Source organism: uncultured Roseivirga sp., assembly GCF_963973945.1.
Classification (GTDB): Bacteria; Bacteroidota; Bacteroidia; order Cytophagales; family Cyclobacteriaceae; genus Roseivirga.
The window spans coordinates 289160-311557 of the sequence record NZ_CAXBBV010000001.1 but is presented as its reverse complement, the minus strand read 5'-3'; the positions used below and the strand labels follow the sequence as shown (position 1 = coordinate 311557).

Genomic DNA, 22398 nt, shown 5'->3' with positions numbered 1-22398 from the left:
ATCACAAACCAGTGTTTAACTATATTGTTTTTAAACTTGTGATATTTATACGTTTTTTTGAGGAGGTCGGATTTAGAGCATGTTAATTCTATGCTGAAAGTAGGTCATCAGAAGAATTCGCATCTTCATGCTGTCCTTAATCCGTATTCTTTCTTGCTTTATGCGCGAAGCTGGTAAACTTTTTATTTTTCTGAAGAGCTTTAAGTAATATCTGTAGGCCAGATACACGCCTAGTTTGGCGCCCTTTGGTAAACTTAAAATGCCTTCGAGCGCGTCATCAAAATCTTTTTGAATATCTGCTTCAATCTCATCCTTAGTCAGCTTGGTGAACTCATTAAAGTCAACTCCCGGAAAATAAACTCTTCCTCTTTCCTCATAGTCGCTTTTAATGTCTCGGATGAAATTTACTTTTTGAAAAGCTGCCCCTAGTTTTTTTGCAGGTGCTACTAGAGAATCATATAAGATTTGATTGTTTTCACAAAAAACTTTCAAACACATTAACCCCACCACTTCGGCAGAGCCATATATGTATTCATTATAGCCAGTTTGGTCGTAGGTAGTTTCTTCTAAATCTAACTCCATGCTATGTAAAAACGCCTCAATTAAACTGTGATCAATTTTGTATTTGTTCACCACAAGCTGAAAGGAGTTCAAAACAGGGTTGAAACTTACGCCATCTTCAATGGCCTTGTACGTCTCTTTTTTAAAATTCTGAAGAAGTGATTTTTTATCGTAGTTGTGAAATGTGTCTACGATCTCGTCTGCATAGCGCACAAAGCCATAAATGGCATAAACAGGCATGTGGAATTTTTTGTCAAGGGTTTTAATCCCAAGAGTAAAAGAGGTGCTATATCGCTGGGTAATCAGCTTGCTACACTCCATTGTGGTTTGATCAAATAATTCCATTAATTCAAATTACATAATTCATTGACACCTTAACCGAAGTCCTTTATAATTTCTTTTGCCACTACTTGTCCCGAAATCAGGCTGGGGGGTACTCCGGGGCCGGGAACTGTTAGTTGGCCGGTGTAAAACAGATTGTTTAACTTTTTGTTTGCCAACTGCGGTTTTAAAATTGCGGTTTGGTTTAAAGTATTGGCCAAACCATATGCATTACCTTTAAAAGCGTTGTAATCATTTACGAAGTCTTTGTGCGCAAAAGATCGCTTGAATACTATATTTTCTTTGAAATCAAGGCCCATTCTATCCTTCATCCGCTCTAACATTAGGTCGAAATAGTGGGCTCTTATGTCTTCGGTGTCATCTAAGCCAGGAGCTACAGGAATAAGCATAAAAATGTTTTCACAGCCTTTTGGGGCCACTGTATTATCTGTTTTTGAGGGAGCCGAAACATAAAAAAGCGGCTTTTCTGGCCATTTTGGATCAGTGTAAATGTTATGAGCGTGCGGGGCAAAATCTGTATCAAAAAACAGGTTGTGATGAAGGAGCCCTTCTAGTTTTTTGTTCACACCCACATAGTATAACAGTGAACTTGGCGCCATTACGCGTTTGTCCCAATAAGTCTCATCATAATTTCTGGTTTCGCTATCGAGCAGCATGCTATCCACATGATGGTAGTCGGCACCGGCTACTACAACATCCGATTTAAAATCACCATGGTTTGTGCTTACACTTGTGGCTCTTTTCCCTGAATAATTAATAGAGGTTACTTCGTGGTCTGTTAATATTTCAACCCCTTTTTCCTTGGCCAAGCTTTCTAACGCTTCTATAATTTTAAACATGCCGCCTTTCGGATACCAAGTACCCAAAGCCATATCGGCATAGTTCATTAAGCTATACATAGCGGGAGTGTTTTCGGGCAATGCGCCTAAAAAGAGCACAGGGAACTCCATAAGCTGTATAAGTCTGTCATTCTTAAAGAACTTGCGAACATGTTTGGCCATGGACTGAAATATTTGAAGCCTCACTGCATCAACGGCCAGTTTTGGGTTCGCAAATTCAAGAATGGAACGGCTGGGTTTGTAAACAAACTTGTTGATACCGACTTCATATTTGTACTCGGCTATTTTAAGGAATTTTCGAAGTTGCTCTCCAGCACCAAGTTCAATCGAATCGAATAGCCGCTCGAGTTCATGCATGTTTGCGGGAATCGGCATGTAATCATTCTTGCCATGAATGACCTGATAGGAAGGGTCGAGCCGAATGAGTTCGTAATAGTCGGCTGTAGTTTTTCCGAATTGATTAAAAAACGACTCGAAAACATCGGGCATCCAATACCAGCTTGGCCCCATGTCAAAAGTAAAGCCCGAATCAGTAAACTGTCGGGCTCGTCCTCCTATGGTAGGGTTCTTTTCTAATATCTTAACGTTAAAGCCTTTATTGGCCAGGCAAATGGCTGCAGAAAAACCTGCAAAACCAGCACCTATAACTACCACTTCGCCTTTTTTCATAGAGGCTATTTAACTAACGTGTTTTATATGTCCTTAATTTATCTTTCAAAAGTTTTCTGGCAATGTGAATTCTATTTTTCACCGTTCCAATCGGAATTTGCTCTCTATCGGCAATCTCTTGGTATTTAAACCCTCTGAAATACATCATGAAAGGCGTTTTATAAACATCATCAAGCTGATCGATGGAGTTGTTTATATCTGTTAGAGCAAACTCGCTATAGGCATTGTTTTCAACTCTACTGCCTGAGGTGTTAATAAAGTGAAGGTTGTCGGTGGTGTCAATAAAAGTACCCCTTCTCATCATTCTTTGATAATTGGTGATGAAGGTGTTTTTCATGATAGTATATAACCATGCCTTGAGGTTTGTTCCTTCTGAAAATTTTTCTCTATTCTTATAAGCCTTCATCAAGGTTTCTTGTAGTAGATCATTCGCATCTTCTGAGTCTCGAGTAAGTTTTAATGCGAAGGGTTTTAATGACTTTGTCATAAGCCCGATCTCATGGTTGTATTCAAGAACTGTCATGGTAATTTAGTTTTGTTGAACAAATATGGTTAAACGTTAAACAAAATTCAAACAAAAATCATGAAGCTTTTGAAAACAGATGTTAAATAAAGTTTAACATTTAGACATAGGGTCGTTCAAAAGCAGCGATAAATGCTCTGAGAGATCGTAAAGAAGTGTTTTGAGTTGGCTTATTTAATTTAAGAATAATTCTGATAGAAAGAGAACTATTTTTAAAAGTGATTTGGGTTGTGGAGAATATTACTCCTATGGGGTGGAGGGTGTGGAATTTTCTTCCACAAAGTTGATAAGGTCATTTAGGCTAGCCATACACAGAACGTTCTCAGGCAATTCAAGGTCTTGTCCTACCACTTGTCTACCGCTCACAAGGATTTCTGATTTAGGAAAAATGGTGGAGAGATTTTCAAGATACTGGGTAACACCTAGGCCTTCTGGCTTGCCTGTAAGCACTGTGATAAGATATTCGGGCTCATATAACTCATAAGCCATTTTTAAGTCATCAAGCGGTAATGTTTGCCCCAAGTAAATTACTTTCCCTTCTCTAGATTTGATGAGATAATTAGCAAAAAGCAAGATTAGTTCGTGAAGTTCGCCCTCGGGCAAAAAGAGCATGTATTTTTTAGCAGAGCTGTTGGTGTTGGCTGGTTCACCATCTATGGCCACCATAATTTTCTGGCGAATCAGATGACTGATGAAGTGTTCTTGGGCTGGATTTATAGAGTCTGTAAGCCACATCACTCCTATTTTAGATAGGAATGGAATGACCAGACCCATCATGGTTCGTTCAAATCCATATTTAAGGGTACTAGAACTAATTATTTTTTCGAAACCCTGTTCATCTAAATCAATCATGCAGAGGGTAAGGGCATAAATTTGATCGGCAAAACTGGTGTTTTCTTCAGAAATATTGAGAATAGCTTCATTCAGCTCCTCACGTGTCATTTCAGCAATCTTAGATATTTTAACGCCATTGTCTTTCAATAATGACACATTCAGCACTAGCTTTAAATCATCTTGGTCGTAGAACCGAATGTTAGTCTCTGTGCGCTTTGGGTTGATTAGGTCATAGCGTTGTTCCCAGATTCTTAAGGTATGCGCCTTAATACCCGACAGTTGTTCTAAATCTTTAATTGAATAATTCGCCACCTAAATATCTCCTTCTTTAAAATACTTTTTTGGGATCATAAAAAGTCCGAAAGATTCTCCGTCTTCCTTTTCTTTCGATTTATGATGTGCCCTGTGTGCCTTTGCAATGGCTCTTAAATACTTCGACTTTGGTCTTCCTAGCAAATTCAGTCGCTTGTGTATGAGCACATCATGTAAAATAAAGTACAGTACTCCATACAAACTGATTCCACAACCTAACCAAAACCTGTAATCCAAATTTTCAACTCCTAAGAAGATGAGCACTACGGCTGTACCTCCAAAAATGAGTGTGAAAAGGTCGTTTAATTCGAAATAGCCTTTTGTATGTTGATGATGGGTTTTGTGAATTTTCCATAAAACCCCATGCATTATATACTTGTGAATCCACCATGAGAAAGCTTCCATTAAAATGAAACCAGCCAATAACCACAACATAGCTTTAATCATTAGCGGCATAACTCAATGTTTGATGCTTTGTTCAACAGAATTTTAAATTAGGTTAAGACTTACGAAAAAAGCTACTTCTATAATAAGAAGCTTTATTGCAAGTGGATTGTTTTTGGAAAAGTCTAGTTTTTGAAAAATGAAATGGAGCAGAAAAGCTACTAAAAACCAACTTAGGTAATTCTGAACGGGAATGATTGAACCTGCCCACTGCCAAAAGTCAAAACGTATAGCTACAGGCTCAATTAATAGGTCGAGTACCATCATCATTGCTGCTCCAAGAGTACAGCGTAGCCAAAGGCTGCTAGATAGCTTGTTACTGAAAATTCCCGTAATGTAAATTAGTATGGCCCAGTTAAGCCCAATAATAAGGGGTACATCAAAAAGCTTAAAACCTAAAGTTGGACCATAAGCGTATTCGCCAAAGATTGCTCCTGTTTTAACGCCTGCTACTTCAATAAAAAAACCGAATAGAAAGGTGAAAATAATGAAGATGAAGTATTTGATATTCTTACCTTCTTCAAAGTGAAAAATAATGGCGGCTGTAAGAAGTAGGTTAAAAGGTGTAAGCGACTGAAAAAGTGCTCTACTTTCTTCAAAATATAAACCTAGCACCCCAGCAGTGTGCATGGCTATTAAGAGAAAAAAAGCAATACGTTGATTTTGACGACCTGTAGAGAGAAGTTGTTTTAACATGATTTTGAAAAACTTGATGAACCGCTTATTGTTTTAGGGTTCAAGCAGATTGTTTTAGATTTGCAGTAAAACTAATATTTATGATCTTATACAACGTTACCGTAGCAATTGAAAAAACTGTAGAGGAAGATTGGAAAGTGTGGATGCGCGATATTCATATTCCCGAAGTAATGGCTACAGGTGCTTTTGTTGAGTATAAATTTTTTAAAGTGATGAGAGAAGAAGAGGAGTCTTCGTCTTACAGCATTCAATATTTTGCGGAAGATCATAGCAAATTACAAGCTTACCTTGGTCAACACGCCCCTGGCCTTCAGCAAAAAGCAGGAGAAGCCTTTCCTGGTAAATTCGCTGCCTTTAGAACTTTACTTCAGGAGGTGGAGTGATTGAGTATAAAAGGTAGAAATCCTCTTTTACCCTTTTACCCCATCTTATACTCTTGAATCTGCTTAAGCTCTAGCTTACAATTGATCCATTCTTCGTCTAAGTCGGCTCCTAGTTTTTTGTAGAAGTTAATGGCGGGTTCGTTCCAGTCGAGCACCTGCCACATCACTTGGCGGGCATCTACATCTTTGGCTTCTTGAACGATGGCATCTAAAAGCTTTTTACCAATGCCTGCGCCTCGTTTGGCTTTTCTAACCACCAAGTCTTCAAGAAAAATGGCTTTGCCTTTCCAAGTAGAATAGCGATAATAAAAAATAGCCGTGCCCTCAATTTTTCCGTTTTCTTCGGCCACAAAAAATTCGAAGATGGGTTTTTTACCAAAACCATCTTCCATCATTCTTTCCACAGAGTTTTCTACTTCATGAAGTGCATTTTCGTATTCTGCCAATTCTTGAACAAGTTCAAAAGCTTGATTTAAATCGTTTGGGGTTCCTTTTCTGATGATAATACTCATGATAGGTATAAAAAATGGGGCCTAAGCCCCATTGTATTTCAAATTAAATTTTACCGAAGCCAGTATATGGCACAAGTACTTCTGGAATATTGATACCATCTGGAGTTTGGTTGTTCTCTAAAATGGCAGCTATTATTCTTGGCAGTGCTAGGGCACTTCCGTTTAAGGTATGTAAAAGCTGAGTTTTCTTATCTTCATCCTTATACCTCAACTTTAAACGGTTGGCCTGAAAAGTCTCGAAATTACTTACTGAACTTACTTCTAACCACTTTTCTTGTGCAGCAGAATATACCTCAAAATCGAAGGTAAGAGCAGAAGTGAAACCAATATCGCCACCGCAAAGTCTTAAAATTCGGTATTGTAAACCAAGTTTTTCTAACAAGCCAGCAACATGTTTGCACATGTCATCAAGTGCTTTGTAAGAGTCTTCAGGCTTACATACTTGTACCAATTCAACTTTGTCGAATTGATGGAGCCTGTTCAACCCACGAACGTGAGCACCCCAGCTTCCGGCCTCTCTTCTAAAACAAGGTGTAAAACCGGTATGCTTAATTGGCAACTGATCTTCATTTACAATTACATCTCTATATAAGTTGGTAATAGGCACTTCGGCAGTAGGAATCAGATATAAGTTCTCATTTCCTACATGATACATTTGTCCCTCTTTGTCTGGTAATTGACCTGTGGCATAACCAGAGGCTTCATTTACCATTATTGGAGGCTGCACTTCAGAATAACCAGCGCTTACGGCTTCATCTAAAAAGAAGTTCACCAAAGAGCGCTGTAAACGAGCTCCTTTTCCTTTATATACAGGGAAACCCGCACCCGTAATTTTAATGCCCAGTTCAAAATCAACAATGTCGTATTGTTTAATTAAATCCCAATGCGGCACAGCTTTATCATGTAGTTTTGGAGTGGTTCCTACCGTGTCCAGAACTTCGTTGTGTTCCTCTGAGTTTCCTGCTGGTACTGAAGAATGTGGCACGTTAGGAATGGTATATAATAGAGCCAAAAGCTCTTTTTCTACCTGATCTTTCACCTCTGCCAGTTCTTTGCTGGCGGCTTTTAGGTCGGCAGTTTTACCTTTAATGGCCTCGGCTTCTTCGCGTTTTCCAGCTTTCATTAAGCCGCCAATTTCTTTAGCAAGTGCGTTAGCCTCTGCCAAATTGGAATCTAGGTTTTGTTGAGACGATTTACGTTTGTCGTCAAGCGCAATGGCTTGATCCAAAACTTGTTCAACATTGGGGAAATTGCGTTTTTTCAATCCCTCTATTACCCTTTCTTTTTCCGTTACTATCTGGCTGATTTGCAGCATGACTTAATTATTCGTTTACGGTGGCAAAGTAAATCAATTCCTCTAAAAAAGCGGGTGCGAAACCTGCTAAGTATATCCTTTTTGTGAAAATTACCGTTCAATGTTTGATAAGTAGCAAGAGATGCTCTATAATTGCATGTTCCTAGGATGAGAGTGATCTTTTTCTGCACATCATCTCTTGAATTACTCAAATAATTATTTCATTAATTTTAATTAACTCCCACCCATTCGGATAAGGGATTCCCCAAAGTATAAATCTATGTACACCATTGAAGAATTGAAGCTAATGCTGCTTTCAGAATTGAAAGAAATTGCAGAAGCGATGAGCTTGAAGAACTACAAAAAGCTCGCAAAACAAGAAATTATTTACGCTATTCTCGATCAGCAGGCCAGAACCCCAGATGAGGCGTTGCCGAAAAAATCCACTACAAAAACAGAAGAGGTTAAGTCTGAAGCTCCTAAAGAGAAAAAAGAAAGACCTGAGAGAACTGAAAGACCTCAAAAAAGAGTGGTGCGTGAAAACGTAACTGATGTGAAGAAAGAAGAGGCTCCTAAGAAGTCTGAAAACACGGGAGAAGCGAATGATGAAGCGAAAGCGGAAAAACCTCGTCCAAGACCACGTCCTGATAGAAATAAAGATGCTCAACCAAAATCTTCAGAGAATGAAGGTGGTGAGCAAGAAGAAAAAGGTGAGCAACAAGAAGGCGAAGCTAGAGATGCAAAGCCAGAAAGAAGAAATAACGACCGAAGAGAAAACGGTGATCGAAGAGACAATAGAAAAAATAACAAACAGCAGTACAATCAGAGCATTAAGGATTTTGATGGCTTAATTGAAAGCGAAGGCGTTTTGGAGATTATGCAAGATGGCTACGGCTTCTTAAGATCTTCAGATTACAACTACTTGGCTAGCCCAGACGATATTTATGTATCGCCTTCTCAAATCAAATTGTTTGGTTTAAAAACAGGGGATACTGTAAAAGGCCAAATCAGACCTCCGAAAGAAGGTGAAAAATATTTCGCTCTGTTAAGAGTAGAGTCTGTAAATGGAAAGACTACTGAGGAAATTCGTGATAGAGTTCCTTTCGAATACTTAACTCCTCTTTTCCCTGAAGAGAAAATCAATTTAAGTACTAAGCCAAGCCTTACTTCAACCCGAATTTTGGACATGTTTGCTCCAATTGGTAAGGGACAAAGAGGTATGATTGTAGCGCAACCTAAAACAGGTAAAACTGTTTTGTTAAAAGAAATTGCTAACGCGATCGCTGAGAACCACCCTGAAATTTATCTGATCATTTTATTGATTGATGAAAGACCTGAAGAGGTTACAGATATGGCCAGAAGCGTAAAAGCTGAGGTAGTATCTTCTACTTTCGATGAGCAGGCCGACAGGCACGTGAAGGTTTCTAATATCGTGTTAGAAAAAGCAAAAAGAATGGTAGAGTGTGGTCATGACGTAGTTATCCTTTTGGATTCAATTACCCGTTTGGCCAGAGCTTATAACACCGTTGTGCCTTCTTCAGGTAAAATTCTTTCTGGTGGTGTTGATGCCAATGCACTCCACAGACCGAAAAGATTCTTTGGTGCTGCTAGAAATGTAGAGAACGGAGGTTCGCTTTCAATTATCGCTACTGCTCTAATCGAAACTGGTTCTAAAATGGACGAAGTAATCTTTGAAGAATTCAAAGGTACGGGTAACATGGAACTTCAACTGGATAGAAAGTTGGCCAACAAGCGTGTTTACCCTGCTATCGATGTTCCTGCTTCTGGTACAAGAAGAGAAGATCTATTGATGAGCAAAGAGGAATTACAACGCGTTTGGATTCTGAGAAAATTCATGTCGGACATGAACTCAATCGAAGCCATGGAATTCTTATTAGACAGAATGAAAGGAACGAAAGACAACGAAGAGTTCTTGATTTCTATGAACGGATAAACCATTCAAGTAAAATTTTAGAAAAAGCGGCTATCAGATATGGTAGTCGCTTTTTTTATGTGCTAGCTTTAAAACTGACCTTACAATCATAAATGTATCACTACCAAAACTTTACTTTAGGTTTTGTGAGCGTATTCGGTTGTTTCTCAATGAATATTCCATCTCTCTGTTTTGTTTTGAGAAGGCATTAAATAATACTTGATCTCAATTATGGAGCGGTTAGAATGTTTAACTTGAGCAGTTCTGAATGATACCTATATATTTTGTGCTTATAATATGGAGAAAGAAGTAATACTTGTTGATTAAATAACCATGAAGAAAAGGATTTTGGTTGTAGATGACGAGGTGATTATTGCAGACGATCTTTGCAATACTTTGAACAAACTTGGCTATGAAGCGATGGAACCTGCCCTTTCTTATAAACAAGCCATAGAGGTATTGAGTAATGAGCCAATAGATCTAGCCATTTTGGACATTAACTTAGGCGGAAGAAAAACTGGGATGGACGTAGCAGAGTACATTCAAGAGCATTTAAATATTCCTTTCATTTACCTGTCTTCGCATACCGATGCTAAAACTTTGGAACTGGCAAAAAACACCATGCCTTACGCTTATTTGGTTAAGCCATATGGTGCCAAAGATGTAATGACAGCGATTGAAATTGCCTTTAACAACCAAAGACGCTATTCAGAAACAAGAGTAAATATCGACAGTGTAAAAATTCCTGATCTTACAGCAATGGAGAAGGTAGTGATACGAAAAATATCTGAAAACCTCTCTACAAAAGAAATTGCAGAACAATTGTTTATTAGCGAGAGCACAGTCAAAAATCATCGTCATAATATATGTGTCAAGCTCGACTTGCCATCTGGAACCCACTCGCTTCTTAAATGGGTAATGGAGAATAATCAGTATATTTAATGGCCATGACCCCTCACTACTTCTGCCATTTAGTACTTAGATATGTTGCCATTATTGGAGTTTTAGTCTTGCTCCCATTTAAGCCCTTTGCTCAAGATAACTTAAAGACAAAACTTGATAGCCTAGAACTGATTGTTAGTGAAACTAAATCTGAAGACAGTCTAGTTCAGCTGTATTCTGCACAAATCATACTGGCGGAGCAGTTAGAGGACTTCCGGAGAGTGGCAGATATTGAATACAAGCTAGCTTTGGTATCGAGTTTTGATGGCTTAGAAATGCAAACACATGCACAAAGAGCTCTAGATATATATACAGATCAAGGTGACACTGCTAACATGGCTGAAGCAACCTATAGAGTTGCCTATGCAAAACAGCTACAAAACGACTATGACAGCACAAAATATTTTGCGCAGAGGTTATTGACTTTAGCGGAAGTTGCTCATGATACAGTTTCTCTTATTAAGGCAAGACTGTTGCTTTCTTCAGTTTACAATCACTTATCCCTTTTCTCTCAATCACTCCAAGAGCTGAACAAGAGTAAGATTCTAGCTGAAAGCACCCCCGATAATAAATCGGTAATTATTGATATTCTCAATCGAGAGTCATTTATATATTACTCCTTGAGTGAATATGATAAAAGTGCCGAGCGCATCAATCAAATTATTGAGATACTAAAGCCCGAGGGAGATAATAGACGACTAAATGTTTGGTCTAACAACTTGGCTAGTGTTTACTCACTCTGCAATTGTGTTTCTTTTGACAGAAGAAAAGAAGTAATTAAGCAATCAGTAGAATATGCCAAACGTGCAAATTTCACCTACGGTAAAGCTTTTGCCTACAAACATTTAGCTGATACGTATCGAGATGCTGAGCAATATGATAGTACCAGATACTATTTGGAGCAGATAGAAATTTTACTACCCGAAATCAACAAGCCAGATTTTACAGGATTAGTGAGTGTAGCTCAAGGTTCTTACTGGAGTAATGTAGGCAACGACCCAAAAGCTTTACCCTATTTTATAAAAGGCTATAATATTTGGGAACAACTTGGTAAGAAGAAAGATCAAATGGACATCGCGTGGATTTTGAATGATGTTTACCGCCAGCAAAAAGACTATACGAATGCTTATAAGTACCTTAATTTTTATGTAGCCTTAAGAGATTCATTATTTAGTGAAGCGAAAATTAGAGAAGTAAAAGAGCTCGAGTTATCGTATGATTTTCGTCAGAAGCAGATCACAGATAGTTTAAAGAATGAAGAAAAGCTTTTACAGTCTCGGTATGAGACTACGCTTCAAAAGCGTTCAAAACTTATGGTCATTATTGTGGGGGTAGCTATTCTCATAGTGGCCATTATTATTTATTATGGTTTTATTCGACAAAAGAAGCTAGCTGAATTACTTAAGGTTAAAAGCGACCAAGTAGAAAACGAGCTACATCAAAAAGAACTTCTTCTGACCGAAATTCATCATAGAGTAAAAAATAACTTTCAAATCCTTTCTAGCTTACTTGAACTACAAGCTAAAGGCGTAGACGACCAAGCTACAAAAGCACTTATTTCAGAAGGTAAAAGCAGAGTAAAATCAATGGCGTTGATCCATAGCCAGCTTTACGACAATGAAGGCTTGACTATACATTTAGCCGAATATCTGCAAAACCTTATCAATGAAATTCAGAAATCCTTTGAAGGCCAAACCTCTGAGGTAAAAATGGACATTGACCCCAACTACACCTTAGATATTGATAATATGGTTCCGATGGGTCTTATTGCAAACGAGTTAGTTACAAATGCCTTTAAATACGCCTCTCAGCCAAATGGTTTGCTTAAAATACAGGTTGACCTTAAGGAAGAAAATGGAAAGAATGTATTGACCTTTAAAGATAATGGTCCTGGATTACCAGCAAACTTTGATGTGAAAACCGCCAAAAGCACAGGTATTTGGCTCATTGGTCGATTGGCACTTCAGCTTCATGGTCATTACGAATACGAATATAAGGATGGAGCAATTTTTGAAATTCACTTTACTCAAAGTGAGTTTGTAAATCAGTAAAGAAAGTGCTCTTAGAATAATATAAACCTTGTGGTCTATTTACCTATCTGTTGCTTAGCAATAGATTTGCGGTTATGGTCGGAACAGAAACCCTGTCGGCAATTAAAAAAGTGCTTGTCGTTGAAAATGAAGTAATCATTGCCGATGATATTGCTATGACTGTAGCCAGTATAGGGTTTTGTCCACTCGAGCCCGTCTTTGACTTTAATAGCGCCATAGAATCATACAATACACACCAACCAGACTTAGTAATTATTGATATTCGTCTTCAAGGAAAGAAGACGGGGATTGAATTTGCTGCATGGGTTCGCTCTCGTTTTAATACGCCAATTGTTTATATCACCGTTTTGGGTAGTAAATTAATCAGGCATCAAGCAGAGCTAACTCAGCCTACAGCTTATCTTGTCAAACCATTTGTTAATCAAGAGCTTGTTGATCTGGTAAATCTCATTCTTGGCTGACCAATTTAGACCTAAAGGTCTATTTACTGATTTTAAATGTAAGTGTAGTTTTAACATACCAACTTTCATCATTAATGATTGTTGATTAGACGAACTTATTTTGAAACAGAAAAGAATACTAGTTGTTGAAGATAATTTAGAAGTTGCAGAGTGTCTTTGCGAGTCGCTTCAGTCATCTGGCTATGAAACTTGCCCTGTTGCAAGATCTTATGACGAAGCAATTTCCTATTTTAAAACCTACTCCCCAGACCTTGTTACCCTTGATATTCATATAGAAGGAGAGCGCTCAGGAATTGACGTTGCCAGGTATATCAAACAGAACTCTAATATTCCATTCATTTACCTTTCTGGCTCTATAGATAATGCATCCATTAGTCAAGTAAAAGCCACTAGCCCATTTGCCTTTTTAATCAAACCATATGAGTTTTTCTCGTTAGAAACCACATTACACTCGGCCTTCAAGAATTATAAACCATTGGTGGAAACCAGCAAAACTGAAACAAAGAGACTCCCAGAGTTTACTCCAATGGAAAAGATAATTTTAAAGGAAATTGCGAATGGATGTACCTCAAAAAAATGGCTTCAATGTTTGATTTAAGTGGGAGTACCATCAAAAATCACAGACATAATATCTGTGTAAAGCTTAAACTACCACGAACAACACACTCTCTGTTAAACTGGGTACTTCAAAATAAAAATCAATTAAAGATTTAATATCACTAGAGTGATAATTACATATAGGTACAGAATCATTCTTTCAAAAATTGAATTTAGACCATGAGGTCTATTTACCACGGGCTATAAAGCATTTAGATTTGAAAAAGAATAGTCTTAGGACTATATCTGTTCAAATTCAGGATGTGGGTGTTCTTGTTTGAGCTGCTTAAAACAGAGAATCCTACTGGGGTTCTCTGTTCAGCAGTTTTGCTTTTAAGCAGTGGCTTAGGTTAGACCTAAAGGTCTATTTACAAAGAAACTTTAAGAGACTAACTTTAGAGTAATATGATTTATGTAAAGAAATCGTAAGAATTTTTTTATAAATTTAATTATTTATTATTATGTTGAATTGGTAATATTATATTATCAATATTAAAACTTTCGGTAGACGACTATTTGGTTGAGGTGTAGTCAATCTACGAAGCCACCATACGGGTGGCTTCTTTTATTTAAAGCCAATGAGTTTGAATAATGGCAAAACTCTTGCAATCATCAGTTCATTAATCGTTTAAATGAGCCAAATGCCACTACTAGGAAAGCTAATTAAGAAATCAATTGATGTCGCCAACGAAATTTTTGAGGAAGATAAAAACCCAATTGAGGCGCAAGCTGAAGTGTTAAAAAACCTTCTTGAAAAGGCTAAGGACACTGATTTTGGTAAAAGATATCAGTTCAATGAAATACTGAAATCGGAAGACCTCACTAAGTCATTCAGAGTGTCTATTCCATGTTTTGACTATGATAGAATGTTTGGGGAATGGTGGCATAAGACTGTGGAGGGAATTCCCGATGTTACATGGCCTGGTAGCCCCGAGTATTTTGCACTTAGTTCTGGAACAACTGGGGCAGAAAGCAAACGTATTCCCGTTACAAATGAAATGATCGAAGCAATTCGAGCCACGGGGCTTAAGCAGGTTATGAGCCTTTCTGGATATGACCTGCCCGATGAGTTTTTTCAAAAAGGAATACTTATGCTGGGCAGTAGTACCGAGCTTGAAGAAAAAGAAGGCCATTTTGAGGGAGAAATTAGTGGAATAAGTGCCAGCAATATCCCGTTTTGGTTTAAAGGCTACTATAAACCCGGAGAAGAAATAGCCAAGATTCAAGACTGGGATGAACGTGTACAACGTATTGCCGAACAAGCACCAGATTGGGATATTGGAGCACTTTCTGGAATCCCCTCTTGGATTGAGCTTATGCTTAAGAAAGTAATTGAGCATAATAATCTCAAAAACATTCATGAAATATGGCCCTCCCTTTCTGTATTTACTACGGGAGGAGTCCCATTTGAGCCACACAAAGAGAGCTTTGAAAAGTTACTTGATCACCCATTGCTCTATTTAGATACCTATTTGGCTTCAGAAGGCTTTATTGCACTTCAAGTAAATCCTAATGACGATATGTCGATGCAGTTAGCATATGATGGCGGAATTTACTTTGAGTTTATTCCTTTTCAGCCCGAATACTTTGATGACAAAGGAGCACCATTAGAAGATGCGCCTGCCCTTAGTTTAGCTCAGGTAGAAGAGGGGAATGAATATGCAATGCTGATTTCTACAGTAAGTGGCGCTTGGCGATATAGCATTGGTGATACAGTAAGGTTTACCAATAAAGAAAAGGCTGAAATTAAGATTACAGGTCGGACAAAGTTTTTTCTGAATGTAGTAGGTTCGCAACTTTCAGTAAATAAAATGACCGATGCCATACACAAGCTTGAAGAAGAGTTTGACGCATCAATTTCAGAGTTTACTGTAGCAGCAGTTAAATACGATGGAGATTTCTATCACCAATGGGTAATTGGAACAGAAGAAGGCTCTAATTTAAAAGAAGAAGCTTTAGCCAAGGCCTTAGATGATGCTTTGAAGGCTGCAAATAAAAACTACGGAGTAGCCAGAAGTAAAGCTTTAAAGGGTGTTAAGGTTAAACTGATAGCTCCTGAGGTCTTTTACGATTGGGCAGAACAGACCAAGAAAAAAGGAGGGCAAATTAAGATCCCTCAAATGATGGGGGAGAGCGAAATGAAAGACTTTTTAAAGTTTATTTCATCAAACCGCAGCTAATTTTTTAGGAATTTCCTTCTCATCAGTATTCACTATTTCCATAATTTCTTCTGGCGATAGATAGAGCCTTTTGATCTTATTCTTGTAGCGCTCAGGTAAGTGTGTATTGTTAAGAATAAAGTTCTTAGTTTCTAATATTTCAGCCCTTAAACCGTGTCGAACAGCAAATTCGTCTGCCCTTCTTTCCGCTGCTCGTATATATTTACCTAAAATAAGGTAACCAAGCCCAAAACCCAAAAGGGAAAGCACCGAACGATCTTTATAGTCCATAATATGACCAAGCTCATGGCCAATCCAGCCTACCAAAATGGTTTGAGGAAGCTCTTCAATTTGCATTAGCTTGCCATCAATGTTAAATCTTCTTCTCACGTAAATTACATAAGTACGCTCTTCTAAAATGCTAAACACCGAACGGAAAGACGGCCGAGCGCTCATAACTGACTTGCTTTTGTTTTGAGCAAATCGAAACTCTATTTTGATACCCTTAAGCTCTGGGTAATGCGAAAGAGCAATAAGTGTGGGGGTTCTAATTTCTTCTGGAATTTTTTTTCTCCAGCCAAATGTATTCAACAGTAATGATTCCATAAATTTTGTGTTAGTAAAAGCATATCGTCAATATTCGATATCCATTTAATTTTGAGCTTCGATTGCCCGATTTGCAAATTCTGTTAATTCAGACACTCCTTTTAAAGCTCGTTTTATCCATTTATAGAGAAAACTTCGTGCCGTTGTGAACAAAGTGAGCATTACTAGACTTTAATAAATATTCTGTGTAGTTTATTCCCCAACAAGGGATATATTCAGACAGCATAAGAGAACCATGGAAGAAAAGAAGAGTGTGGCAATTGTGGACGATGAAGAATTTATTGGGCACATGGTGTCAAAATTTTTACAAAATGAAGGGCTTAACACAACCTACTTTGATAGAATGCTTACCGCAAGGGAAGACTTTTTAAATAAAATATATGACTACTATTTTTTGGATTTGAACCTTCCGGATGGAACGGGCTTCGATCTGGTGCCGATAATCCAAGAGAAGGCCAAAAATGCCAAAATAATAATAATAAGTGCGCATGATGGGCATGAAGAGTTAAGTCGAGCCAAAGCTTTTGGTGTCCACGATTTTATTCACAAACCTTTCAATAAGCAGTCGATACTAAATACTGTAAAAAAGTAAAATGGAAAAAATTTTAATAATTGATGACGATCAGGATATATGCCTGCTCCTCCAAAAATATCTTTCTAAAAAGGGGTATGAAGCTTTTGTTGTAAACAGTGGAAAGGAGGCTGAAGATTGGCTAAAGACCAATCAGGTAGACTTGGTGCTTTGTGATTTCAAGTTGCCAGACTATTCGGGACTTGAAATTCTTCAAAAGATTAAGATCATAGATTCCAATATTCAGGTAATCATTATTACTGGCTACTCCGATGTTCGTGTGGCGGTAGAAGCCCTCAAAAGAGGAGCTTTTGAATACGTTACCAAACCTTTGTATCCAGACGAAATTCTTTTGACAATTCAGAGTGCCCTGAATCAAAAGCTGGAAGAAAACCATCCTAGAGCAAGAATTAAAAAGAAACAAGTCAGGAATGAATTTGTAGAAGGCGTTAGCATGGCCGCTCAAACTTTAGCCAAACATATTGAATTGATAGCCCCCACAGACATGTCGGTGATTATTATGGGTGAAACAGGCATTGGGAAAGAGTTTGTAGCCACCGCTATTCACGAAAAAAGCAAAAGAGCCGATCAGTCGTTTCAGGCCGTTGATTGTGGTGCGTTGCCAAAAGATTTAGCTGGTTCCGAACTCTTTGGTCACCAAAAAGGTGCTTTTACTGGAGCAATTGCTGACAAAAAAGGATGCTTTGAATTGGCCAATGGTGGAACACTCTTTTTAGATGAAGTAGGAAACCTCACTTATGAGAACCAAGTGAAACTCTTACGAGTACTCCAAGAAAGAAAAGTGAAACCTTTAGGAGCTACAAAAGAAGTAGAAGTAGATGTTAGACTGGTAGTGGCCACGAATGAGAATTTAAAGGAAATGGTAAAAAAGGGTAAATTCCGCGAAGACATTTACCATAGATTGAATGAATTTAGAATAGAAGTTCCCCCATTAAGGGAAAGACCAGACGATATTATTGTTTATGCCGAACACTTCTTACTTATGGCCGATAGGCAGTTGGATAAAGAAGTCGAGGGTTTTACAGATGAAGCCAAGGAAAAACTGAGAGAATACCCTTGGCATGGAAACTTGAGAGAGTTGAGTAATGTGGTAAAAAGGGCAGTTTTACTTTGTCAAGGAGACCTCATAGAAACCATTCATTTGCCACAAGAAATTGTGTCCCCAGATCTATCTGAAATAGACTCATCATTGCAGGTGTCTTTCAATGGAGAAGTGCCCACAGACTTAAAGTCGGTAGCAGAGGCGGCTGAAAAACGAGCAATATTGGAAGTGTTGAAACGGACTAAAAACAACAAGAGCAAAACGGCAGATTTGCTTAAAGTAGATAGAAAAACACTCTATAATAAACTGAAAGCTTACGGAATTAACCTTTAAAGAAAAGTAAACAAATCGATAACAGAAAAGGCCCGATAACATTGCCGGGCCTTTCTATTATATTTTCTAATGTTTTACATACCTAAAGCAATGTAAAACTGAATTACGGAGTTTTTAGCGTCTCCCATAATAGCTCTAGCATTATCAGAGTCGGCAATTTCTGTAAGCCCTAAATTATAACGAGCGCCCAATTCGGTAGTACCAAAATTAAGTCCTAAACCACCAGAAAAACCAAAATCGAATGGTTTAAGATTGTCTCGGTCTATTTCGCTAAAAGAATTTCCAAAATCACCCTCGGTGGTAATATTGGCGCTAATCAAATAAGAAACATACGGCCCAAAAGAAACATCAAGAGCTGAACCAGCCTTTAGATCTAACATAATAGGTAACTCAATGTAATTCAAATTGAACTTTGCCTCTCCATCGAATGGTCCAGACCTATACTCAGACCGATTCCCCTTTGTTGAAAATAAAAGTTCGGTTTGAATAGCTGAAGAAGGCCCAATCTGGTTTTCCTTAAATATACCAAGACTAAAGCCAGCCCTTAAGTTATTGTCATCTATGTCGTTTGTGTATAAATTACTAAGGTTAAAACTACCCTTTATACCTGACCTAAACTCTTGTGCATGGCTCATATTTGTAAAGGCCACTAGGCTCAACAGAGAAAAAATACTTGTTATAATAATCTTTTTCATGACTTTCTAGTTTAATTGTTACGTGCTTTTGCACAGTCAATTAGAAAAGGTTATGCCATTTATCTGAGAGGTAGTTGTAGCGCTTTTTTACATTTTTATTGGGGAATTGAAACCACTTGTGAGTAAAATTTACCCTAACATTAACAGAAAGTATGAATAGAAGACCTGAATTCGAAGACCTGATCATATCTATTTTTGACAACGCACCATACGGAATAATTTCCTTTGAATCTATTCGTGACGAAAAGGATAAGATTGTAGATTTTAAGTGCCGTTTTATTAACCCTAAAGCCGAGAAAATTACTGGCATTTCATCTAGCGAAATGGTGGGTAGCACGCTTTTAACCAAGATGCCAGGCAATAAAGAAGCAGGTCTATTCGATCTATACGCCAAGGTGGTAGAAACCCGGAAAAGCATAAGTGTAAAAAAACACTATGAAGGAGAACACTTCGATAATTGGTTTGAAATTCACGCTTGTGCATTAGGCGATGGACTTACGGTAAGTTTTTTGGATATAAGCGAGCATGAAAAAACCGCAAGAAAAGCCAAGGCTTCAGATGTCCGTTATGAACAGCTTTTCCAAGAGTCGATAGATGCCATTTTTATTACAAATAATGAATTGCTCTTATTAGAAACCAATGACGCCATGCTCAAGACATTTGGTTATGTGCGTTCAGCTATGAGGAGTCTTACCTTCAAAAACTTCTTTTTGAATGAAGAAGACTTTATTCGCTTCAATATGGAGTTCTATAAGAATGACCGAGTAGAAGAGTTTGAGGCGGAACTTTTGCTTAGTAATGGGAAAACAGGAATCTGCTTAATCAATGTGGTTGAATTGAGTCAAACAGAAGAAGGGCTAAGGTTATATCAAGGCATTATAAAGGACATTACCAGAAAAAAGCTGTCAGAGCGAGAACTGATTTGGGCAGAGAAACTTTCAATGACAGGAAAAATTGCACGAAGCATTGCGCACGAAGTACGGAATCCGTTAACAAATTTGTCATTGGCCTTAGATCAGCTGAAAGATGAAATTCCGCCAGAGGTAGAAGAAGCGGACTTGTACATCGATATTATTGAACGTAACTCTAAGCGCATTGGTAATCTAATTACAGAATTGCTGGAGTCTTCTAAGCCAAAATCATTAAAGCTTACAAAAACCCTATTGAATGATGTAGTAGAGGAGACTCTACTTCTTGTAAAGGATAGATTAAAGCTTCAAGGAATGAAACTGATAGAGGATTATGATCCCTCAATTCCTTTAATTCCATTGGATTCAGATCAAATGAAGACTGCCTTAATTAATCTATTCATTAACGCCATTGAAGCAATGAAGGCAGGCCAAGGAATATTGTCAGTAAAAACTTATCAAGAGGATGATACCTTGTTCTTGGAAGTGACAGATAACGGAGTTGGGATTCCAGAAGACAGCATGGATAGTCTTTTTGAACCTTTTTTCACGGCAAAATCTGGAGGGATGGGCCTAGGCCTTACCGCTGTTCAGAATATTATCAAAAGTCACACAGGGCAAATATCTGCCACCAGCACAGTTGGTGAAGGCACCGTTTTTCGAATCTCTTTTATGATAGATTGAGGGAACCCCTCCCCAAGCTTGTAGACCAAATTGCTCATAATATTTATTAAATCTTGCTTTTAAAGCCAAGGGGCTATTGGAACGACTTTGGCCTATACTCTCACAAGAGTTGATAAACATTTAAAAAAAGAGATATGATAACTGATAGAGAAACAGCACAGAAACCCAAGGAAAAACTACAAAAAAGAGCGTTCGCTCGCTTGGGTTATACAAAGATGGAAACTGCGGAGTTGGTAGATGCAATGAATAGATTGTTGGCTAATTACAGTGTGCATTATCAGAAATTAAGAAACTTTCATTGGAACGTAAAGGGACCTGATTTCTTTGATATTCACGAACAGTTTGAAAAACAATACAACGATGCCAAAGTTGCTATTGATGATGTAGCAGAGAGAATTAGGGTTTTTGGACAAACCCCTCTGAGCAATATGAGAGATTATCTTGAGACATCTGACATTAAGGAGTCTAGCACAGACCTTAGTGCAATGGAGATGGTTTCAGAAATTTTAAAAGACTACGAAATTTTATTAGAGCACATGTTCAGTGTAATTGATGTTGCTCTTAACAATGGCGATAGCGGAACAGTAGATATGGTTAACTCTATGGTAAAATATACAGAGAAGAACCATTGGATGCTTACCGCTTTTTCTAAAAAATAAGTTGAAGTTGGTGTATGTGGTAATTAAGGGTGGGGGCTTTTTTCCACCCTTTTTTGTGAAAAATATTCCACGCTCTAAATAAATTCCTATTTCCAAAATAGCCTGATTTGGTTTAAACCGTGTTTTTATTAATTGAGGCAGCTTGGTATAATTATTTCTATACAACAGCCAGAACCAACTTAGAACAACAAAATATGAAAAGGTTTCTTCAGGGGAATTGGGATCAGATCAAGAAAGGACTAAAGCAAAAATACGAAGAGCTTAAGGATGAAGATCTGAAGTATGTAGAAGGGCATGAAGAAGAATTAATTAGCAAACTACAAGTGAGACTTGACAAGACTAAACGTGAGATCACTGCAGAGTTTAAACAAATAATAACTGACTGACCTTATGAATTTCGGAATAAATGATGCTGTAGACATTGTATCAAGCAAGCTAAAAGGATGGCTAGAAGCATTAACATCAATGTTGCCCAATATTGTAGTGGCAATTTTGGTCTTAACAGCTTTTTATGTTCTGTCGCGCTTAGTGAAGGCTGGTACAAGAAAACTGATATCTAAATTCTCTGACCAAGCTGCTATTATAGGGCTCTTTTCAACAATTATGGCATTACTTACTTTGGTCATTGGCCTGGTGGTTGCCTTAAACGTTCTTCAACTTACAAAAGCAGTTACGTCTCTATTAGCTGGTGCCGGAATCATTGGTTTGGCACTAGGTTTTGCCTTTCAAGACATCTCTGCCAATTTTATCTCCGGAGTCATTATGGCTTTCAAAAAACCAATTGTTGTAGGCGATATTATAGAAACTAATGGGTATACAGGTTTTGTGGAACGGATTGAGTTGAGGTCAACACTCATCAGAACTTTCCAAGGGCTACATGTAATTATTCCCAATAAAGATATTTTCCAAAACCCATTTACCAACTACACCCGAACACATACCAGACGAATAGATTTGGAAGTGGGGGTGTCTTATGGAGATGATTTGGACAAAGTAACGGCAGTTGTAGAAAAAGCCGTTGCCACTAACAAGTATTTAGTGGATGGTGAACCTATAAAACTGGTTTATGAAGAATTTGGTAGTTCTTCCATAAACTTTAAGGTGATGTTTTGGATTGAGTATAATCCTAAAAAACCGATGTACCTAGAAGCTAAAAGCGAGGCAATTATAGCCATTAAGAAGGCTTTTGGCGAAAATGATATTATGATTCCATTCCCAATCAGAACATTGGATTTTGGAATTAAAGGAGGAGAAAAGCTCTCTGAACAATTGGAAGCAAAAGAAATTAAGCTCTTACCAAAAGCTTAGTAATTAAACTTAAACACTT

The 22398-nt window shown here is 37.9% G+C and carries 23 protein-coding genes; 13 read left to right on the top strand and 10 right to left on the bottom strand.

Annotated elements, in window-relative coordinates; genetic code table 11:
* Positions 1-72: 72 nt before the first annotated feature.
* The 6 genes from AAC026_RS01515 to AAC026_RS01490 all read right to left on the bottom strand — a co-directional run bounded on the left by AAC026_RS01515 (position 73) and on the right by AAC026_RS01490 (position 5220).
* On the bottom strand, positions 73-906 hold the full coding sequence (locus AAC026_RS01515; RefSeq protein ID WP_339694446.1) for a phytoene/squalene synthase family protein: 834 nt from the start codon (positions 904-906) through the stop codon (positions 73-75).
* A 29-nt stretch (positions 907-935) separates the two neighbouring features.
* Entirely contained in the window at positions 936-2411 is a 1476-nt protein-coding gene (crtI, locus tag AAC026_RS01510; protein WP_339694443.1) for a phytoene desaturase family protein, read from the bottom strand.
* 13 nt (positions 2412-2424) lie between these two features.
* On the bottom strand, positions 2425-2934 hold the full coding sequence (locus tag AAC026_RS01505) for an RNA polymerase sigma factor (RefSeq protein ID WP_339607733.1): 510 nt from the start codon (positions 2932-2934) through the stop codon (positions 2425-2427).
* 246 nt (positions 2935-3180) lie between these two features.
* Complete coding sequence (locus AAC026_RS01500) at positions 3181-4080, bottom strand: MerR family transcriptional regulator (RefSeq protein ID WP_339694440.1); 900 nt, start codon at positions 4078-4080, stop codon at positions 3181-3183.
* Positions 4081-4536: a sterol desaturase family protein gene (locus AAC026_RS01495; protein ID WP_339607735.1), complete on the bottom strand. Its 456-nt coding sequence runs from the start codon at positions 4534-4536 to the stop codon at positions 4081-4083.
* A gap of 33 nt (positions 4537-4569) precedes the next feature.
* Positions 4570-5220, bottom strand: coding sequence for a carotenoid biosynthesis protein (locus AAC026_RS01490; protein ID WP_339694437.1), 651 nt, complete (start codon positions 5218-5220; stop codon positions 4570-4572).
* An 80-nt stretch (positions 5221-5300) separates the two neighbouring features.
* Between AAC026_RS01490 and AAC026_RS01485 the strand changes: the two genes are divergently transcribed.
* On the top strand, positions 5301-5603 hold the full coding sequence (locus AAC026_RS01485) for a DUF4286 family protein (protein WP_339607737.1): 303 nt from the start codon (positions 5301-5303) through the stop codon (positions 5601-5603).
* Between the two features lie 35 nt (positions 5604-5638).
* Here AAC026_RS01485 and AAC026_RS01480 read toward each other — a convergent pair whose 3' ends face one another.
* A complete protein-coding gene (locus tag AAC026_RS01480) occupies positions 5639-6115 on the bottom strand; it encodes a GNAT family N-acetyltransferase (RefSeq protein WP_339694435.1) in 477 nt (158 codons plus the stop codon).
* 43 nt (positions 6116-6158) lie between these two features.
* Entirely contained in the window at positions 6159-7430 is a 1272-nt protein-coding gene (gene serS / locus AAC026_RS01475; protein ID WP_339694433.1) for a serine--tRNA ligase, read from the bottom strand.
* A gap of 259 nt (positions 7431-7689) precedes the next feature.
* On the opposite strand from serS, the gene rho reads away from it, so the two are divergent.
* The 6 genes from rho (at position 7690) to AAC026_RS01445 (ending at position 15573) form a co-directional block, all read left to right on the top strand.
* Positions 7690-9363, top strand: coding sequence for a transcription termination factor Rho (gene rho, locus AAC026_RS01470; protein ID WP_339694431.1), 1674 nt, complete (start codon positions 7690-7692; stop codon positions 9361-9363).
* 312 nt (positions 9364-9675) lie between these two features.
* Positions 9676-10284 carry a response regulator transcription factor gene (locus tag AAC026_RS01465; protein WP_339694428.1) on the top strand — a complete coding sequence of 203 codons (609 nt, stop codon included), beginning with the start codon at positions 9676-9678 and terminating at the stop codon, positions 10282-10284.
* Entirely contained in the window at positions 10284-12335 is a 2052-nt protein-coding gene (locus AAC026_RS01460) for a sensor histidine kinase (RefSeq protein WP_339694426.1), read from the top strand. Before AAC026_RS01465 ends, AAC026_RS01460 begins: the two co-directional genes overlap by 1 nt.
* A 74-nt stretch (positions 12336-12409) precedes the next feature.
* Positions 12410-12796, top strand: coding sequence for a response regulator (locus AAC026_RS01455; protein ID WP_339694423.1), 387 nt, complete (start codon positions 12410-12412; stop codon positions 12794-12796).
* A gap of 100 nt (positions 12797-12896) precedes the next feature.
* Positions 12897-13394 (top strand): response regulator, encoded by a 498-nt coding sequence (locus AAC026_RS01450; protein WP_339694421.1) that lies wholly within the window; start codon positions 12897-12899, stop codon positions 13392-13394.
* A gap of 640 nt (positions 13395-14034) precedes the next feature.
* Positions 14035-15573, top strand: coding sequence for a GH3 auxin-responsive promoter family protein (locus AAC026_RS01445; protein ID WP_339607386.1), 1539 nt, complete (start codon positions 14035-14037; stop codon positions 15571-15573).
* Here AAC026_RS01445 and AAC026_RS01440 read toward each other — a convergent pair.
* The gene (locus AAC026_RS01440; RefSeq protein WP_339607387.1) at positions 15559-16158 is read right to left on the bottom strand and encodes a hypothetical protein; all 600 of its coding nucleotides are present in this window, start codon (positions 16156-16158) and stop codon (positions 15559-15561) included. The genes AAC026_RS01445 and AAC026_RS01440 overlap by 15 nt on opposite strands.
* A gap of 235 nt (positions 16159-16393) precedes the next feature.
* On the opposite strand from AAC026_RS01440, the gene AAC026_RS01435 reads away from it, so the two are divergent.
* Together AAC026_RS01435 and AAC026_RS01430 are read left to right on the top strand one after the other, a co-directional pair.
* Complete coding sequence (locus AAC026_RS01435) at positions 16394-16750, top strand: response regulator (protein WP_339607388.1); 357 nt, start codon at positions 16394-16396, stop codon at positions 16748-16750.
* A gap of 1 nt (position 16751) precedes the next feature.
* Positions 16752-18125 carry a sigma-54 dependent transcriptional regulator gene (locus tag AAC026_RS01430; protein WP_339694419.1) on the top strand — a complete coding sequence of 458 codons (1374 nt, stop codon included), beginning with the start codon at positions 16752-16754 and terminating at the stop codon, positions 18123-18125.
* Positions 18126-18199: 74 nt separating this feature from the next.
* Here AAC026_RS01430 and AAC026_RS01425 read toward each other — a convergent pair whose 3' ends face one another.
* Positions 18200-18820, bottom strand: a complete 621-nt coding sequence (locus tag AAC026_RS01425; RefSeq protein ID WP_339694416.1) for a porin family protein — start codon at positions 18818-18820, stop codon at positions 18200-18202.
* A 152-nt stretch (positions 18821-18972) separates the two neighbouring features.
* On the opposite strand from AAC026_RS01425, the gene AAC026_RS01420 reads away from it, so the two are divergent.
* The 4 genes from AAC026_RS01420 (at position 18973) to AAC026_RS01405 (ending at position 22379) form a co-directional block, all read left to right on the top strand.
* The gene (locus AAC026_RS01420) at positions 18973-20412 is read left to right on the top strand and encodes an ATP-binding protein (protein ID WP_339694413.1); all 1440 of its coding nucleotides are present in this window, start codon (positions 18973-18975) and stop codon (positions 20410-20412) included.
* Positions 20413-20546: 134 nt separating this feature from the next.
* On the top strand, positions 20547-21071 hold the full coding sequence (locus AAC026_RS01415; RefSeq protein WP_339607392.1) for a DNA starvation/stationary phase protection protein: 525 nt from the start codon (positions 20547-20549) through the stop codon (positions 21069-21071).
* 119 nt (positions 21072-21190) lie between these two features.
* Complete coding sequence (locus AAC026_RS01410) at positions 21191-21457, top strand: hypothetical protein (RefSeq protein ID WP_339694410.1); 267 nt, start codon at positions 21191-21193, stop codon at positions 21455-21457.
* Between the two features lie 4 nt (positions 21458-21461).
* On the top strand, positions 21462-22379 hold the full coding sequence (locus tag AAC026_RS01405; RefSeq protein WP_339694408.1) for a mechanosensitive ion channel family protein: 918 nt from the start codon (positions 21462-21464) through the stop codon (positions 22377-22379).
* Positions 22380-22398 lie beyond the last annotated feature (19 nt).

Bases quoted from the DNA above. Each gene is read 5' to 3' on its own strand.
- AAC026_RS01465 (WP_339694428.1), top strand. From the start codon at position 9,676: ATGAAGAAAAGGATTTTGGTTGTAGATGACGAGGTGATTATTGCAGAC.
- AAC026_RS01460 (WP_339694426.1), top strand. From the start codon at position 10,284: ATGGCCATGACCCCTCACTACTTCTGCCATTTAGTACTTAGATATGTT.
- AAC026_RS01415 (WP_339607392.1), top strand. From the start codon at position 20,547: ATGATAACTGATAGAGAAACAGCACAGAAACCCAAGGAAAAACTACAA.
- AAC026_RS01420 (WP_339694413.1), top strand. From the start codon at position 18,973: ATGAATAGAAGACCTGAATTCGAAGACCTGATCATATCTATTTTTGAC.
- AAC026_RS01515 (WP_339694446.1), bottom strand. From the start codon at position 906: ATGGAATTATTTGATCAAACCACAATGGAGTGTAGCAAGCTGATTACC.
- AAC026_RS01425 (WP_339694416.1), bottom strand. From the start codon at position 18,820: ATGAAAAAGATTATTATAACAAGTATTTTTTCTCTGTTGAGCCTAGTG.
- AAC026_RS01495 (WP_339607735.1), bottom strand. From the start codon at position 4,536: ATGCCGCTAATGATTAAAGCTATGTTGTGGTTATTGGCTGGTTTCATT.
- AAC026_RS01430 (WP_339694419.1), top strand. From the start codon at position 16,752: ATGGAAAAAATTTTAATAATTGATGACGATCAGGATATATGCCTGCTC.
- AAC026_RS01480 (WP_339694435.1), bottom strand. From the start codon at position 6,115: ATGAGTATTATCATCAGAAAAGGAACCCCAAACGATTTAAATCAAGCT.
- AAC026_RS01435 (WP_339607388.1), top strand. From the start codon at position 16,394: ATGGAAGAAAAGAAGAGTGTGGCAATTGTGGACGATGAAGAATTTATT.
- rho (WP_339694431.1), top strand. From the start codon at position 7,690: ATGTACACCATTGAAGAATTGAAGCTAATGCTGCTTTCAGAATTGAAA.
- serS (WP_339694433.1), bottom strand. From the start codon at position 7,430: ATGCTGCAAATCAGCCAGATAGTAACGGAAAAAGAAAGGGTAATAGAG.
- AAC026_RS01505 (WP_339607733.1), bottom strand. From the start codon at position 2,934: ATGACAGTTCTTGAATACAACCATGAGATCGGGCTTATGACAAAGTCA.
- AAC026_RS01490 (WP_339694437.1), bottom strand. From the start codon at position 5,220: ATGTTAAAACAACTTCTCTCTACAGGTCGTCAAAATCAACGTATTGCT.
- AAC026_RS01440 (WP_339607387.1), bottom strand. From the start codon at position 16,158: ATGGAATCATTACTGTTGAATACATTTGGCTGGAGAAAAAAAATTCCA.
- crtI (WP_339694443.1), bottom strand. From the start codon at position 2,411: ATGAAAAAAGGCGAAGTGGTAGTTATAGGTGCTGGTTTTGCAGGTTTT.
- AAC026_RS01445 (WP_339607386.1), top strand. From the start codon at position 14,035: ATGCCACTACTAGGAAAGCTAATTAAGAAATCAATTGATGTCGCCAAC.
- AAC026_RS01405 (WP_339694408.1), top strand. From the start codon at position 21,462: ATGAATTTCGGAATAAATGATGCTGTAGACATTGTATCAAGCAAGCTA.
- AAC026_RS01455 (WP_339694423.1), top strand. From the start codon at position 12,410: ATGGTCGGAACAGAAACCCTGTCGGCAATTAAAAAAGTGCTTGTCGTT.
- AAC026_RS01485 (WP_339607737.1), top strand. From the start codon at position 5,301: ATGATCTTATACAACGTTACCGTAGCAATTGAAAAAACTGTAGAGGAA.